The 15,381-nt window shown below is 40.2% G+C and carries 14 protein-coding genes; 5 read left to right on the forward strand and 9 right to left on the reverse strand.

Going from position 1 to position 15,381, the window contains the following annotated elements; all coding sequences use genetic code 11:
• Positions 1 to 9 precede the first annotated feature (9 nt).
• Positions 10 to 660: a 3-oxoacid CoA-transferase subunit B gene (locus tag AKG39_RS15910; RefSeq protein ID WP_050741393.1), complete on the forward strand. Its 651-nt coding sequence runs from the start codon at positions 10 to 12 to the stop codon at positions 658 to 660.
• The gene (locus tag AKG39_RS15915) at positions 650 to 1,897 is read left to right on the forward strand and encodes an L-lactate MFS transporter (RefSeq protein ID WP_160316207.1); all 1,248 of its coding nucleotides are present in this window, start codon (positions 650 to 652) and stop codon (positions 1,895 to 1,897) included. The genes AKG39_RS15910 and AKG39_RS15915 overlap by 11 nt, the downstream gene beginning before the upstream one ends.
• Before the next feature lie 119 nt (positions 1,898 to 2,016).
• On the opposite strand, the gene AKG39_RS15920 is transcribed toward AKG39_RS15915, so the two are convergent.
• From AKG39_RS15920 to AKG39_RS15950, 7 genes are all read right to left on the reverse strand, one after another.
• The gene (locus AKG39_RS15920) at positions 2,017 to 3,171 is read right to left on the reverse strand and encodes a class I SAM-dependent methyltransferase (RefSeq protein ID WP_050741395.1); all 1,155 of its coding nucleotides are present in this window, start codon (positions 3,169 to 3,171) and stop codon (positions 2,017 to 2,019) included.
• A 20-nt stretch (positions 3,172 to 3,191) separates the two neighbouring features.
• Positions 3,192 to 4,685, reverse strand: a complete 1,494-nt coding sequence (locus AKG39_RS15925; RefSeq protein ID WP_050741396.1) for a bifunctional ADP-dependent NAD(P)H-hydrate dehydratase/NAD(P)H-hydrate epimerase — start codon at positions 4,683 to 4,685, stop codon at positions 3,192 to 3,194.
• A gap of 138 nt (positions 4,686 to 4,823) precedes the next feature.
• A complete protein-coding gene (locus AKG39_RS15930) occupies positions 4,824 to 5,495 on the reverse strand; it encodes a peptidoglycan-binding domain-containing protein (RefSeq protein WP_050741397.1) in 672 nt (223 codons plus the stop codon).
• On the reverse strand, positions 5,485 to 6,222 hold the full coding sequence (locus tag AKG39_RS15935) for a YebC/PmpR family DNA-binding transcriptional regulator (RefSeq protein WP_050741398.1): 738 nt from the start codon (positions 6,220 to 6,222) through the stop codon (positions 5,485 to 5,487). The genes AKG39_RS15930 and AKG39_RS15935 overlap by 11 nt, the downstream gene beginning before the upstream one ends.
• Positions 6,223 to 6,306: 84 nt before the next feature.
• Positions 6,307 to 7,110: a GTP pyrophosphokinase gene (locus tag AKG39_RS15940; RefSeq protein WP_050741399.1), complete on the reverse strand. Its 804-nt coding sequence runs from the start codon at positions 7,108 to 7,110 to the stop codon at positions 6,307 to 6,309.
• A 15-nt stretch (positions 7,111 to 7,125) separates the two neighbouring features.
• Positions 7,126 to 8,061, reverse strand: a complete 936-nt coding sequence (gene mnmL / locus AKG39_RS15945) for a tRNA modification radical SAM protein MnmL/YtqA (protein WP_050741400.1) — start codon at positions 8,059 to 8,061, stop codon at positions 7,126 to 7,128.
• 72 nt (positions 8,062 to 8,133) lie between these two features.
• Entirely contained in the window at positions 8,134 to 8,544 is a 411-nt protein-coding gene (locus AKG39_RS15950) for a hypothetical protein (protein ID WP_050741401.1), read from the reverse strand.
• A 279-nt stretch (positions 8,545 to 8,823) separates the two neighbouring features.
• Between AKG39_RS15950 and AKG39_RS15955 the strand changes: the two genes are divergently transcribed.
• Positions 8,824 to 9,960 (forward strand): MGDG synthase family glycosyltransferase, encoded by a 1,137-nt coding sequence (locus tag AKG39_RS15955; RefSeq protein ID WP_050741402.1) that lies wholly within the window; start codon positions 8,824 to 8,826, stop codon positions 9,958 to 9,960.
• Positions 9,961 to 10,080: 120 nt separating this feature from the next.
• Complete coding sequence (locus AKG39_RS15960) at positions 10,081 to 10,926, forward strand: DegV family protein (RefSeq protein WP_050741403.1); 846 nt, start codon at positions 10,081 to 10,083, stop codon at positions 10,924 to 10,926.
• 66 nt (positions 10,927 to 10,992) lie between these two features.
• On the opposite strand, the gene AKG39_RS15965 is transcribed toward AKG39_RS15960, so the two are convergent.
• Together AKG39_RS15965 and leuS are read right to left on the reverse strand one after the other, a co-directional pair.
• Complete coding sequence (locus AKG39_RS15965; protein WP_050741411.1) at positions 10,993 to 11,454, reverse strand: ribonuclease H family protein; 462 nt, start codon at positions 11,452 to 11,454, stop codon at positions 10,993 to 10,995.
• Between the two features lie 9 nt (positions 11,455 to 11,463).
• The gene (gene leuS / locus AKG39_RS15970) at positions 11,464 to 13,875 is read right to left on the reverse strand and encodes a leucine--tRNA ligase (RefSeq protein ID WP_050741404.1); all 2,412 of its coding nucleotides are present in this window, start codon (positions 13,873 to 13,875) and stop codon (positions 11,464 to 11,466) included.
• 142 nt (positions 13,876 to 14,017) lie between these two features.
• Here leuS and AKG39_RS15975 point away from each other — a divergent pair, with 142 nt between their 5' ends.
• Positions 14,018 to 15,238, forward strand: coding sequence for an alanine/ornithine racemase family PLP-dependent enzyme (locus AKG39_RS15975; RefSeq protein WP_242852639.1), 1,221 nt, complete (start codon positions 14,018 to 14,020; stop codon positions 15,236 to 15,238).
• The last annotated feature ends 143 nt before the right edge of the window (positions 15,239 to 15,381 follow it).

Consider the following 15,381-nt stretch of genomic DNA (forward strand, 5'->3'; position numbering starts at 1 on the left):
GTGTGTTAAATGCCAAAAAATTATATCGCACAACGAATTGGAAAAGAATTTAAGAACGGGATGTATGCCAATCTTGGAATTGGCATTCCAACCCTTTCAGCTGATTATATTCCAGAAGGTGTTGAAGTATTTCTTCAATCCGAAAATGGAGCCTTGCTTTTTGGTCCAAAACCCCAGCGAGGTATGAGCAACCCAGATTTATCCAATGCCGGAACTGAGCCGATCACCATGCTTCCCGGTGGATCTCTTTTTGATATCAATGCCTCATTTGCCATGATCAGAGGCGGTCATATTGATATGACCGTTCTTGGAGCGTTGGAAGTCGATCAACACGGTAATCTGGCCAGTTGGAAAATCCCCGGGAAATGTTTAAGCGGTATGGGTGGCGCAATGGATCTCTTGTATGGCTGTAAAAAAGTCATTGCCGCTTTAACACATACGGATAAATATGGTCACTCAAAAATTAAGAAGCAATGTGCTCTTCCCCTTACCGGAGCTCATGTGGTAGACATGATTATCACTGACAAGGCCGTTTTTTCGGTTACTGGTGAAGGAATAATCCTTGATGAACTGGCACCCGGTGTTACAGTCACTGAAATAATAGACCTTACTGAGGCGGATATCATAAATATTGATGATTGGAAAAATAATGAAAAATAATAATGTAGCAACCTATGATAAAAAAAGATGGCTGATCTTAGCCATCAGCGTTGCAATTAATTTGTGTATTGGTTTTGCGTATGCCTGGAGTGTTTTTCAAAAACCCCTGATGACCGAATTCGGTTGGACAGCATCTCAAACATCGATGGCTTTCACCGTCAATCTTTTTGTGCTTCCCATTGCTATGATTTTTTCAGGAATTTTGGTGAAGAAATTTTCGGTTAAGCCAGTCGTTTTATTTGGCGGCGTTGTTTTCGCATTGGGTCTTTATTTAACCGGTTTGACCGTCAATGTATACACCTTATATATCACCTATGGCATTATTGCCGGAAGCGGCATTGGTTTAATTTATTCCTGTACCGTAGCTAATACCGTCAAATGGTTTCCCGATAAAAAAGGTCTGGCAGGCGGTTTATCGGCCGGCGGTTTCGGCGCCGGATCCCTGATATTTGCTCCTTTAGCAGTAAAGTTCATTACCCTGTATGGTGTTTTAAATGCTTTTCAGATTTTAGGACTTTTGTTCGGAGGAATTATTATAATCCTAGGCTTATTTTTGAAATCGCCTCCTGAAGCTCTGAAAATATCTGATGAAAAAATAGTCACTTTGGCTAAATTCCGGGATATTCCAACAAAAGATATGCTGACAAGCCTGGATTTTTATATTATTTGGCTGTTGATGGTGCTAGGCTGCATCTCTGGTCTGATGATTATCAGCCAGGCCTCCCCCATCGGACAGGTCCAGGTTGGACTGACTCCTGAGCAGGCAGCCTTTGCTGTCGGATTTCTGGGACTGGCCAATGCTGTAGGAAGAGTAGCCTGGGGTATGATTTCCGATAAATTTGGCCGCTATAATACTTTGATGATTATGTTCACAACCAGTGGTATTGGCTTGCTGATTTTATACAGCACATCCAGTTTATCCCTGTTTATGGCTGGTATTTGTCTGATCGCGGCAAGTTATGGCGGCGTATTTGGTCTGTTCCCTTCACTGACCGCTGATAATTTTGGAATGAAGTTCCTGGCTATGAATTACGGCGTTGTTATGACGGGCTTGTCCATCGGCGCGGTTATCGGACCTAAAATAGCATCATACGCTGTTGAGTCCAGTGGCGGCACCTATAATTTGGCATTTTTGATTACGCTGATCATTAATATTTCTGCCATTGTTTTAGTCTTTGCCGCTAAAGTCATCAGCAATAAAAAGCAAAAGACTGTTACTTTAACCGAAGAGTCTTAATGATTTAACAATACAAAAAATTTATAAGAGCATGTTCAAAAACTTTTTTCAAGTATTTTGAACATGCTCTTTTATTTAACATTATAAAATTAAGGACGAATGAATGGCCCTACATCTGATCAGTCAAAATATTTGTTTTCCTGCAATAGCTGATATAATGTTGGGTTTAAACCAAATTCCCTGATAATATTTCGGACCTCTTCCAGGCGTTTGTTTTTCACGGCTACTGGAATGTTCTTTTTGATTCCACGGATTAAAATATTCTTAGGCGTGTGGTCAAAATCAATAAATTCCAATAGCTGGGTTTTATACCCGCAATACTCCAGTAAATGCCCTCTTATGGCATCAGTCATCAATGCAGCTGTTCGTTCTTTAATGATACCATAGTGGGTCAATAAGGATAGCTTATCGCTTTCAATTTGCCCATTTAATTCATGTTGACAGCAGGGAACAGAAAAAATCATTTTCGCTTCCCACTCGATGGCATTAAAAAGAGCATAATCCGTTGCGGTATCACAGGCGTGGAGGGTAATCACCATATCAACCGGAAAATTACACTGATAACCATTGATATCACCTAATTCAAAGTGCAACTGTTCATATCCGTATTTTTCTGCGGTTTCATTGCATTTCGCAATCACATCTACTTTTAAATCCAAACCGATTATGGTTACATTAATCTTTCGAATCACCCGGAAATAATAGTACAATACAAAGGTAAAATAAGATTTACCACAGCCAAAATCGATGATTGTAAAATCATCAATATCCAGATCTTTAATGGCATCATCAATGATTTCGATAAAGCGATTGATCTGTTTGTATTTATCATACATTGCCTTAACCACCGTCCCGGATTGGGTAAATATCCCCATGTCCACCAGTGGTTGAATAAGGGTTCCTTCCGGCAAAATATAATTTTTCCTGCGATTATGGTCCATGGCTAGGGGTTGGATATTTTTATTCCTGACTTTTGAAAATAAACATTTACCCTTTTTAGATATTCGGATCATTAATTCATAGTCTTCATTCCAGGCATTTAATTGCTTGTAATTATTCTCCATAATGCCAGTAATAAAGGTTTTTATATCCTTTTTGGGGATATTTTCATGATAAACTTTGTCTTTCGAAAATTGTTCAACATGATAAAATTCATTTTTTAAATTAATGATCATTCTGCTGAATTTTTCTTCTTTTTTTATCGGATTGCTGATTATATATTTATGTGGCTCATATGATAATATGATGTCTATATTGTGTGTAAAATTATCCATTTTTTCTCCAAGCTTTATGTCTATTTAAGCACATACTTCAGCGATTCAGTAATGCTTCGAGCCGTCAGAGTAGATTGTCCAAAGGCCTCGGCATAGTAATCTCCGGCTTTTCCATGGTAGTATACTCCCGCTTTTGCGGCTTCGAATATTTCCACATTCTGACCGGCAATCCCGGCAATCATTCCTGCCAGGACATCACCGCTTCCGCCGGTTGCCATTCCCGGGTTTCCTGTGGAATTAAACCAGATTTCGCCGTTGGTTCCAAAAATCATGGTACGATAACCTTTAAGAACTAATACCACCTGGTATTCGGTGGCAAACTTTTGTCCGTAGCCCAGGGGATCCTGAAGGATTTCCTCTCGGGGAACGCCAATCAGCCGCGAAAATTCACCAAAATGCGGAGTAATGACAACCGGCGTCTTGGAGGATTTCAGGGTATCCATAACAAGGGATAAATGATGAATTCCATCGGCATCAATCACCACCGGCAAGGATCCCTGTAATATATGTTCCAGAATAAAACTGTAGTTTTTGGCCCGGCCGAGACCAGGTCCAATAAGAATTACTTTTTTTCGGTCTTTTTCGATGTTCTCAGCGGTAATATTACAGTCATAGGTTTTAATCAATGCTTCCACAGGGGCTCTCGCCACCACTGGAAGATAGATGTCCTGAGGCACATAACAGGTCACCAGGCCACCGCCGCTTTTCAATGCGCCTTCAACCGCGAGAATTCCTGCACCGCTCATTCCCTTTGAACCGGCAATCACAACCACGGAACCATAATCAAATTTATGGGTATTCTTTTTTCGCTTCGTGGGAAAAGAAAGATCAGATTCCCGAGTGTAATATTTATCGTTTGGAATACTGTTTTCATCTATACCAATATCAATAAGAACCGTATCGCCGGTATAATCCGGTCCGTCATTAAGCAGACAACCGGTTTTATAATTTTGAATCACAATGGTTTTATCTGCAAATATACCATTGCCAAGGTTGAGCCCAGTATCCCCTCTTAACCCGGAGGGAATATCAATGGCAATCTTTTGCCCGGTAAATGCATTAACAATATCAAAAATCTGATGATATTTTTCTGAAAATTTCTGCTCCGTTAAGCCAGTTCCAAAAATCGCATCCACAAGATGGGTGGCACGTTTTAAGATTAAATCAAAATCTTCAAACTCAGTTTTTTCTGAAATGAAACGAATTGGAACGTCTAATTCTCTTAATCGTTTTAAGTTAATAAGACTTTCTTCGGAGAATTTTTCCTCGGGTTCTGTAAAAAAAACATTTACGCCATACCCTTGACCAAAAAGAAGTCGACTAATAACCTGGCCGTCTCCGCCATTATTTCCAGGCCCGCAGATTATAACCACCCGAGAATCCTTTTTCAAATCCTTTTCAATAATCTCAGTGCACTTATTCCCAGCTTTTTCCATTAGATCAATACTATTTATTCCAGCTGCTATGGCATATCGATCCATAACCGCCATTTCTTTTGGAGTTACAACTTTCACTTTTTTCCTCTTTTCGTGTTAACAGGTATGTTTTCTGTGTCATTCATTTTTAGACAACACTATGATTATACCAATTATTACTATTTTGTAAACAAAAAAACCGTCATCTTAATGACGGTTTCGAAATTAAGCTATTTTTTATTTTCTAAGAGCATCCAGGGCCTTCAAAGTATTTGAATCAATCTTACCGGTTTCCGTTAAGCCACTGGCCTTTTGGAACGCAATGACCGCAGCTTCGGTCGTATCGCCAAAGTTACCGTTAGCCTCTGATTCTGCTAAATACCCTTGATTAACTAAAATTGTTTGGTAGGTTTGCAGCAGCTGACTGCTATCGCCTTTTTCAAACTTAATGTTTTCGGCTACCAATGAAATAATAGTAGATCGGTCAAATTTACCGGTTGTTTCCAAACCTTTCATTGCCTGATAGGTTTTTAGTGCGGTTTGAACTTCTTCAGTGAACTGGGTGCTTGGCTGATTGATCATAAAACCCAGGGTATAGAGTATTTGCTGATATTCCAGGATTTCTTCACTGGTTTCGCCAACAGAATATTCTGTAATCACAATAGTCTGACCATCCTCAGTTGTAATTTCACTGGTTTTTTCTTCCTCAGCTTGAGTGTTGCTGTTTGTTTTTGCTCCGATATTAATTGCGTAAACTTCGGCAATACCTTGTGGTTCCATCGAAATTTGGTCCGCGGCGGCATAAACATCTTCCACAACAAAAGATGATGTGAGGGACACAAATACAATCGCCGAAACTAGGTATAGAGCAACGTCCTTCGTTTTTTTCCATAATAGTTTACTGGTCATCTTCTGCTCCGATCCAATTATGCCAAACTTCTTGTATGTCTTCATTGTCATCAAACATATCAATCATTCGCTGCATTTTTTTAATATCTCCTGGTTCCAGTTCAGTTTCAGTGGCTGGAATCATCGCAATCTCGGCTGAGGCAAGCTCATACCCGGCACCTCTGAGTGCTTCGCAAACCGCTCCAAAATCAAAAGGTTCAGTGCTGATTTCAAAGCCCTCATCGGCTACTTCAACATCCTCTGCGCCTGCTTCAAGTGCGATCATCATGAGTTCTTCTTCGTCAATATCCGCTGACTGTTCAATCATGATCTGTCCCTTTTTCGTAAATAAAAAACCAACACAACCACTGGTTCCAAGGTTTCCGCCATTTTTATCAAATGCGTGACGAACGTCCCCGGCAGTTCTGTTTTTATTATCGGTAAGGGTTTCAACGATCACGGCAACGCCACCCGGGCCGTAGCCTTCATAGGTAATTTCTTCATAAATACTGCCCTGTAATTCTCCCGCACCTTTTTTAATGGCCCGATCAATATTATCATTTGGCATATTCGCTGCTTTTGCCTTAATAATTGCTTCTTTAAGCTTTGCGTTCATTTCCGGATCGCTGCCGCCCTCACGGGATGCAACTGCAATATATTTTGCTATTTTTGTGAAAATCTGACCTCTTTTAGCATCAGCTTTTCCTTTTTTGTGTTTAATGGTCGACCATTTTGAATGTCCTGACATCGACAACCTCCTAATATACTTTATGCTTTTACAATAAATAATTGTATCATATTGTTATTATAACTACAATCCTCTTTTTTTATCTTAAGCCTCAGCTTCCAGCTTGTTCACTTCAGTTTCCAGTTCTTTTCTGAGCAGAATAAGCTGAATAATATCTTCCTGAGCAAAAAGCTCATCAAATATTTTCTCATAGCGCGAAGCCTTTTCGCCCTGGTTGAGTTTGTATAAATTCCCGATATTATCAATAATACTGGTTACTGAGCTTGATTTCAAACCAAAAACGCGCTGGGCATTTTGAATTTCTTCTCTGATAGACGACATTTCCCGATCCACTTCATTAACCGCATTAGCCGCATTGATCAAACGTTTTTTAACAACTTCCGGAATGTTTTCCTTATACTTATAGTTTAAGGAATGTTCAATGATCGACCAAAAATTCATGGCCAGGGTCCGGATTTGTATTTCCACCAGAATAGATTTAAAACCGGATACACAAAAGACCGGATAACGAATAATGAGATGATAGCTTTTATAGCCACTGGCTTTTGCTTCACTCAGATAATCCTTTACCCGAACAATTTCCATATCCCGGTGGGCGCGTTCTTTTATGAGTTCCACGACCTCATAAATATCCTCTTCAAACTGACACATAATGCGAATGCCGGCAATATCCTGGATGGTATCTTCCAGAGCTTCAATATCGACACCATAATTATGAATCTTTTCCAAAATGCTGGAAACACTCTTTACACGTCCATAAACAGATTCAATGGGAGAATATTCCCCTAATTTTTCATATTGATCTTTTAAACTATTGAATTTAAGTACAATCTCATCAACAGCCTGGTCATAGGGGATGAGAAATTCTTGCCAATATTTTGTTCCCAAGGCAGTTACCTCTTATTATCTTTTACCAGAGAACAGTCTTCCCTGGCAGTAATTTTCATTTGTCATTTGAGCTTCAAGTTCGTCTCTTATTTTCCACCAGCTGGTATCCCAATTTGTGACGATGCTGTCCTCTTTAGGTGCCCGGCCAATCAGTCGCTGGACAACCACATCCGGTGAAAGGTTTTCCAAAAACAGAATTGCTCTGTGAATGTAAGCTTCTTTTGTAAGCAGTTCCACTTTTCCTTCTTTATACCACCGCGCTAATTCGGTATTTTTCTCAATATAAAGACTATGGCATTTCACAAAATCGGTTCCCTGTTCGGAAATAATTTTTGCGCCATTAACCACATCTGCTTCCTGATCCCAGGGCAGGTCCAGGATTAAATGGGTACATGCCATCAGTTTAGCCTGTTTAATTCGCTTCATTGTATCCAGATAATCTTCCAGTGTGTGTCTGCGATTTATAATTTTGAGTGTATTTGAATTAGTACTCTGCAGCCCCAGTTCAATGGTTATCTCAATATTGTTCTCTTTTTTTATTTCCTGCAAAAAAAATAACTGTTCATCTGTCACACAGTCCGGTCGGGTGGAAATGGCAATTTCAACCACATCAGGTCGAATGCATTCTTTTATCCATCGTTTGAAATCTGGAAATGCACAATAGGTATTGGTAAAACTTTGAAAATAAGGGATAAACTTTTTTACATTGTAACGTTTCCCAATGTATTTCGCATTAATTTCCATTTGTTCTGTAATCGATAACATATCAGAAAGCGTTTCATTACCGCCGCCCTTTTCGCCGCAATAAATACATCCGTCATGTCCCAGAGTCCCATCGCGATTTGGACAGGTCACTGGTATGTTAATCGGTATTTTATATACTTTTTCGCCATAATGTTCTTTTAACCAAACAGAATAGACCCGGTAAGGTTTTGTTTGCTGACTATTCATTGACTTCCTTGAAAAAGATCAAATGGACGAAAACAAATGGTTCAACCCATTTGCATCGTCCAGATTCATCATTTATAATAGATTTTTAACACACTGTGGTAATTCAGATTCGTCACAGCTCATACTTAACACAAATTTAATGTCGTGTTTCTTGTTAATTTCTTGTATCTTCTCAACAATCTCACAGGCATCCTCAGGTGTTTTAACATCAATAATACGTAACAGGTTGTCGATGTAAACAATTTTTACATCATAGTTTTCTGAAATAACGCCACTGATAAAACCAAATAACTGTGCCGTACCTTTTATTCCAAACTCTGTTAAATTCATAAATCTGATCTTTGTATCAACTGTTACTCCGTATTTGTCTTTGTCATTAATAAAAATGATATCTCCTTTACAGGTTTCAAGATCTGCGTTGGCCAAGTCGATCATTTTCTTTGTTTTGCCGCTTCCTTTTGAACCATATACAAATTCAATCATTTTAGACACCTCTTTCCGTATTGATATGATCATTATAAATGTAAAACCCTATTATTTCAATCCTTTTTAACTAAATCCTTAAAACAACTGAAAAAGATTATGCTATAATGTAATAATCAATAAATCATTTAAGAGCCTTTCATTTATTTACACTCATTTATGCAGATTCAATGGAATAAAATTTTTCTAATGTAAATCTAATATTTTCCCTGTAAAATTTAAGTGTAGATTTATTGGGGGTTCCCGCTTCTCTACAATCTTCAGAAAGGATGGTTTATCATGTCACAACCAAAACGTATTCTCATCTTGTCCTGTTCCCATGGTTCTGGTCATAAAATGGTAGCAGCATCCCTTAAGGAAGGCTTTGAAGCCATGGGCCATACAGTATCAGTACAGGATTTATTTAATGAAACCAACCCTACACTTAATCGGTTTATTGAAAAATCATATCTTCTTTCCTATACTATTGGGAGCAGTTTTTATCAACGTATGTATTACGATCTGGAGGAAGGCGTACACGAAAAATTCATTCATAACCTTTGGCATTTCACCGACAAAACATTGCTTGGCATGATTGAGAACTTCCAGCCGGATTGCATCGTTAATACCTATCCATACACTATTTCTTCGATTATGAAGGAAGATTATTACCCTGATATTCCGGTTTTTTCCGTTGTTACCGATTTTTGCATTCCCAAAGCATGGATGCATAAAAACACTGAGTGCTACTATGTAGCTTGTGATAATGTGGAAACAGTGCTTTTAAACAATGGTTACAGCAGTTCTCAAATTTTGAAAACCGGAATCCCGATTCGGGAAGCATTTTATCATCATGAAAACCGCCTCCACTTAATGAAAAAATATGGCCTCGATCCAAATAAAAAAACATTGATCATTTTTGCCGGCACTTATGGTGTTCTCAAAGACATCAATGAAGTCTGCACCCGGACCGACGCTTTAAAGGATCTCCAAACCGTTGTTATCTGCGGAAAAAACCGTAGTCTCCAAAGAGAACTGGACCTCGAAAATTTTCTAAACACCAAAATCTTCGGGTATGTTTCGAACATTCATGAGTTTTATTCAATAGGCGATTTGATGGTCACTAAACCCGGGGGTATCACCTTAAGTGAAGTGATCGTAAAAAAAATACCTGTTATTTTATACAATCCCACCCCGGGACAAGAGGGTGAAAATGCCCAATGGTTTAAACAACAAGGGGCTGCTGTAGTTACAAATACAACATCCGAGCTCATCCTAGCTATTGAGGGTTTAAAAGACAATGAGATCAAGCGTTTCTCCATGAAAAACACATTAAGAAAAATGCATTATGGTCATTCAACAACACTCATTGTCCAAGATGTTTTAAAAAGGTTAGCTGCAATAAAAGATATTTCTTATCTTAACGCAACTAATTAATGTTGATTTCATTAATTACCCCAGAATTATCCTAAAACTGTTATTTACTTTTAATGTCAATCGTGTTACTGTTTATATACTTAAAAGCTTTGCAAAATAAATATAGAAAAGAGGTCGAATTTGAAATCTCGTATAGTAAGTGATAGTTCTTGTGATTTACCCATTAATTTTCTTGAGAAGGATGACATTGATTTTTCAATTGTTCCTTTGACAATTATTGTTGGTGATCGTGAATTTATAGATGATGAAACCCTGGATACCAAAGAATTTGTTGCTGCCATGAAGGCATGTAAAACGGCATCGCAGACAGCCTGTCCCTCTCCCGAGGATTTTTCTGCGGAGTTACGCAAAAATCAGGAAACCTATGTTATTACCATAACTTCTGGCCTCAGTGGCACCTATAACAGCGCCCGGGTTGCCCGAGAAATGGTTCTTGAAGAAAACAGCGACTTAAAAATCGGACTCTTCGATTCTTTATCAACCTCCCCTTTTATGATTTTAATGATTATGAAGCTCCGGGACTTTATCAAAGCCGGAACCATGGACTTCGAAACCATTTGCGAAAAATTAACGGATTACCAGAAAACCCTGGAACTTCGCTTTATCCTCCAGGATTTTTCAAATCTTGTTAAAACCGGCCGCATGAATCGAGTTGCCGGAGTTGTTGCCTCCGCTCTGTCAATTTTCCCGATTTGCCGGTCAGATGAAAAGGGCCAGATTCAGGTGGTTGAAAAGGTACGGGGAATTAAAAAAGTCTTATCGAACTTTGCCAATATGGTTGAAGAAAAAGTCCTGATGCAAAAGCAGTTTCCTGTGGTCATCACCCATTGCAATAATCCCAGTCAAGCGCAAATAGTTAAAGACTTATTGGAAAAACGTTTCGGGCTTGAAGAGATTTATATCTATCCGATGCATGGATTAACGAGCTATTACTCCAATGATAAAGGTCTTCTGATGGCTTTTTAGTTTAATTATCGATGGCAATTAAAAAGACTTAAATCCAGATACTGGATTTAAGTCTTTTTTTTATTTTTAATTTATTTTGTATGCATCCATGGCCTGGTTCACCAGCAAATCCGCTTTGTTGTTATAGGGATTCTCGGCATGGCCTTTGACCTTATGAAATGTCACCGTATGGCTGTTGACCAGTCCATCCAGTTCCATCCACAGTTCTTTGTTTTTCAGCGCCCCGGCTTTCCCTCGAGTCCAGTTTTTGGCTTTCCAGCCGCCGATCCAGTTCTGTAGATAGGCATTGACCACATAGGCTGAATCACTGTAAACATGAACCTCACAGGGCTCCTTGAGCATTTTAAGACCTTCGATCACCGCCAATAACTCCATTTGGTTATTGGTGGTGTTTTCATAGGCTCTTTTGTATTCCTTCTCAATGTTTTTTTCAGGGTAAATCAATACGCCCCCAATGGCACCGAGATTTTCGGTTTCTTTGCCGTTACCGCGACAACCCCCATCGGTATAAAGGTGAATCTTTTTCATTTCAGCCATTTACTTCACAACAATATTAAAAATCTTCCCGGGAATATAAACTTCTTTTACAATGGTTTTTCCCTTGGTGTGGGCAAGGATATTTTCCTGCTCAAAGGCAATGGTTTTTGCCTGTTCCTTATCAGCATCCCTAGGTATTGTAATGGTTCCCCGAACTTTTCCATTGATCTGCACGGCCATTTCCACCACATCATCAATGGTTTTCGCAGCATCGTATTTTGGCCAGTCAGCATCATCCAGGGTTTTTTCAAATCCCTGGTTTTCCCAGATCTCCGAGGTAATATGCGGACATACCGGATAAAGCAATTCGATAAAGGTTTTTAACACGTCACTGGTGATTCGGCCTTCTTTGTAAATATCATTAAGCAGCGTCATCAAGGCGGCAATGGCAGTGTTGTATTTCATTTCCTCAAAATCATCACCGACTTTTTTAATGGTTTTATGCACTACTGATTCTAAAGCCTTGCCATAGCCCTTGCCGTCAGCAATCATATCCTGAAGTTTCCAGACACGATCGAGGAAACGGCGACAGCCCTTGGCCCCATTATCAGACCACGGAGCGGCTTTTTCGTAATCGCCGATAAACATGATATAGGCTCTTAGTGTATCCGCACCAAAGGCGTCAATAATAACATTGGGATTAACAACATTGCCCTTAGACTTGGACATCTTTTCCCCGTCATTGCCGAGAATCAAGCCCTGGGCGGTTCTTTTTGCGTAAGGTTCTCTTACCGGCACACATCCAATATCAAAGAGGAATTGATGCCAGAATCGTGAATAAAGCAGATGTCGGGTGACATGTTCCATGCCGCCGTTGTACCAATCCACCGGCATCCAATATTTGAGTTTTTCTTCAGAAGCAAAGGCTTCATTGTTCTTATTGTCAAAGTAGCGCAGAAAGTACCAACTGGAACCGGCCCATTGGGGCATGGTATCGGTTTCCCGTTCCGCATATCCGCCACAAACCGGGCAGGTAGTTTGATACCACTCGGGAATGTTTGATAAGGGCGATTTTCCGGTGTCGGTGGGTTCGTAACTTTCTACCCGCGGCAGTTCCAGGGGGAGCTCCTCTTCGGGTACCGGAACCATTCCGCATTTTTCACAGTGAATAATTGGAATGGGTTCCCCCCAGTAACGTTGACGGTTAAAAGCCCAGTCCTTCATTTTATAATTAATGGTTCTTTTGCCGAGGTTTTCTTTTTCCAGATAGGTAATGGTGGTGGCGATGGCATCCTTGACTTCCAGCCCATTCAAAAATCCAGAATTAACCAATATCCCTGTATTGGTATCGGTATAAGCACTGACCGTAATGTCGCCGCCTTCAATGACCTCAATAATCGGTAATCCAAATTTAACAGCAAAATCCCAGTCCCGGTTATCGTGCCCCGGTACCGCCATAATGGCTCCGGTTCCGTAGCCCATCATGACATAGTCCGCAATAAAAATTGGAATTTCGGTGTGGGTCACAGGATTTATGGCCTGAATGCCTTCAATACGGACCCCAGTTTTATCCTTGGCCAGTTGAACCCGTTCAAACTCGGTTTTTCGCTTAGCCTGATCCTGATAATCAACAATCGCTTCCATGTTGGTAATCTCTTCTTTAAGATCTTGAATCAAGGGATGCTCCGGTGCGATAACCATAAAGGTTGCCCCAAAAAGAGTATCCGGCCGGGTTGTGAAAACGCTCAGGGCTTTATCGTAACCGGCGATGCTGAAGTCAACTTCAGCCCCGACTGATTTACCAATCCAGTTTTCCTGTTCCAAACGAATTCTGGGTAGATAGTCAACATCATCCAGTCCCGAAAGCAGCTGTTCAGCATATTCTCTGATTTTTAAAAACCACACGTCTTTTTCCATTTGAACGACTTCGCTACCACAGCGATCACAGCGTCCATCCCGAAAATCCTCATTGGCCAATACAACCTTGCAGCCATTACAAAAGTTAACATAGGTCCGGTCTCTGAAAGCCAGTCCATGTTTAAACAATTGCAGAAAAATCCATTGGGTCCATTTGTAATATTTGGGATCCGTGGTATCTATTTCCTTGTCCCAGTCAAAGGCGTAACCGATCCGCTTTAACTGCTGGGTAAATACTTTAATATTTTCGTCGGTGACTTCCCGGGGATGACGTCCGGTTTGGATAGCGTAATTTTCGGTTGGTAATCCAAAGGCATCCCAGCCAATCGGAAAGAGGACATTGAAGCCTTCCATCCGGCGTTTTCGGGCTATCACTTCAAGTGAGGTATAAGCCCGAACATGGCCAACATGAAGTCCGACCCCTGATGGATATGGAAATTCCACCAATCCATAAAATTTTTCTTTATCTGAATTTTCTTCCATTCGAAAGGTTTCATTATCTTCCCAATGCTTTTGCCATTTTTCTTCTATTTTCTTGTGCTCATATAGTGACATATTTCCTCCATCTATTCTCTTCTCTATTATAACAACAAAAAAACTCGTCCCAATAAGGGTCGAATTTCCACTTGTCTCGTAACGTTCATACTCATTATTATAAAGAAGGGTGTATACACTGTCAATGATTTGTACCTTTTTTATGAGAATCATTCCATTATCCAATGTTTTTGATGAAATTTTTGATCAATTGGCTGTATTTATGGTATACTGTATCCCAGAAAAAACAGCAAAGGAGCATTCCATGTATCCCAGATTAAAAATGAACAAACGTAAAATTACTGAAAATACCCGGGCAATCATTTCCCGTGCCAAAACCTATGGCATTGATGTTACCGCCATTACCAAATGTACCGGTGGCAATGTGGAAATTGCTCAGGCTTTTTTAGATGGCGGTGCTGCCGCCATTGGTGATTCACGAATACAAAACCTGAAAAATCTTGCAATGCTTCCCTGTGAAAAGTGGTTGATTCGTATTCCGATGATCAGTGAGAGTAATGAAACCGTTGCTTTTGCAAACCTCTCGCTCAACAGTGAAATGAAAACTATCCGATCATTGAATTTAGCTGCGAAAGCCCAGGGGAAAACCCATGGAATTCTTCTGATGTTGGACCTTGGCGATCTCCGGGAGGGGTATTTTATTGGAGATGGTCGGAAGAACAGCGATGAAATCAATGCCCTGATTTCTGAAAGCTTAAGGGTTTTGGATTGCGATATCCAGGAGATTTTAACCATGAAAAACATAAAACTGCGGGGGATTGGCACCAATGCAACCTGCGTCGGAGCAACCATTCCCATTCCTGACAGCTTCCCTGCTTTTTTTAAGGTTAAACAGTTGATTGAAGAAAAATATCAGCTTCCCTGTGAAATTATATCCGGCGGCAACTCCAGTGCCTGGTATCTGATTGAAAATGCTTCCATTCCCGTAGACATCAATAATCTGCGTCTGGGCGATGTCATTCTCTTTGGTCGGGAATCCGCTTATTTTCACAGCTACGATTACCTCCATCAGGATGCCTTTATTCTGGATATTGAAATCATCGAGATTCGCAGCAAGCCCAGTTATCCCATTGGTGAAATCGGACGCAATGCCTTTGGTGATGTTCCGGTTTTTGCAGATCATGGTATCCGCCGTCGGGCCATCTGCGCGCTAGGCCGCCAGGATACCGAACCCGAACATCTATTCCCCTTATTGCCTGGCATTAAAATTGAAAGTTATAGTTCAGATCATCTGATATTAGACATAACCGATGCCCCCATAGACTATGTAATAGGCGATATCGTCAGTCTGCGGTGCGACTATATGGGGGCTCTTTACGCCGCCACCTCGGAATATGTCGAAAAAATTATTATTAACGATTAAATTGATATTTATTTAATTACAGACTACCGTGAGCTTCGCTGCCAGTTTACACGAAACAATTTTTCACTGCACGGCGGACAGTCTGTCGACTGTTCGCCTACACGTTACAAAATCGTTTTCGTGAAGGCAGTCGCCAATCACAA

It is taken from the genome of Acetobacterium bakii, assembly GCF_001263355.1.
GTDB lineage: Bacteria > Bacillota > Clostridia > Eubacteriales > Eubacteriaceae > Acetobacterium > Acetobacterium bakii.

What these genes read in the sequence shown, in the direction of transcription:
- AKG39_RS15910 (WP_050741393.1), top strand. Translation starts at nt 10, where the DNA reads ATGCCAAAAAATTATATCGCACAACGAATTGGAAAAGAATTTAAGAAC.
- AKG39_RS15915 (WP_160316207.1), top strand. Translation starts at nt 650, where the DNA reads ATGAAAAATAATAATGTAGCAACCTATGATAAAAAAAGATGGCTGATC.
- AKG39_RS15920 (WP_050741395.1), bottom strand. Translation starts at nt 3,171, where the DNA reads ATGGATAATTTTACACACAATATAGACATCATATTATCATATGAGCCA.
- AKG39_RS15930 (WP_050741397.1), bottom strand. Translation starts at nt 5,495, where the DNA reads ATGACCAGTAAACTATTATGGAAAAAAACGAAGGACGTTGCTCTATAC.
- AKG39_RS15935 (WP_050741398.1), bottom strand. Translation starts at nt 6,222, where the DNA reads ATGTCAGGACATTCAAAATGGTCGACCATTAAACACAAAAAAGGAAAA.
- mnmL (WP_050741400.1), bottom strand. Translation starts at nt 8,061, where the DNA reads ATGAATAGTCAGCAAACAAAACCTTACCGGGTCTATTCTGTTTGGTTA.
- AKG39_RS15950 (WP_050741401.1), bottom strand. Translation starts at nt 8,544, where the DNA reads ATGATTGAATTTGTATATGGTTCAAAAGGAAGCGGCAAAACAAAGAAA.
- AKG39_RS15955 (WP_050741402.1), top strand. Translation starts at nt 8,824, where the DNA reads ATGTCACAACCAAAACGTATTCTCATCTTGTCCTGTTCCCATGGTTCT.
- AKG39_RS15965 (WP_050741411.1), bottom strand. Translation starts at nt 11,454, where the DNA reads ATGAAAAAGATTCACCTTTATACCGATGGGGGTTGTCGCGGTAACGGC.
- leuS (WP_050741404.1), bottom strand. Translation starts at nt 13,875, where the DNA reads ATGTCACTATATGAGCACAAGAAAATAGAAGAAAAATGGCAAAAGCAT.
- AKG39_RS15975 (WP_242852639.1), top strand. Translation starts at nt 14,018, where the DNA reads ATGAGAATCATTCCATTATCCAATGTTTTTGATGAAATTTTTGATCAA.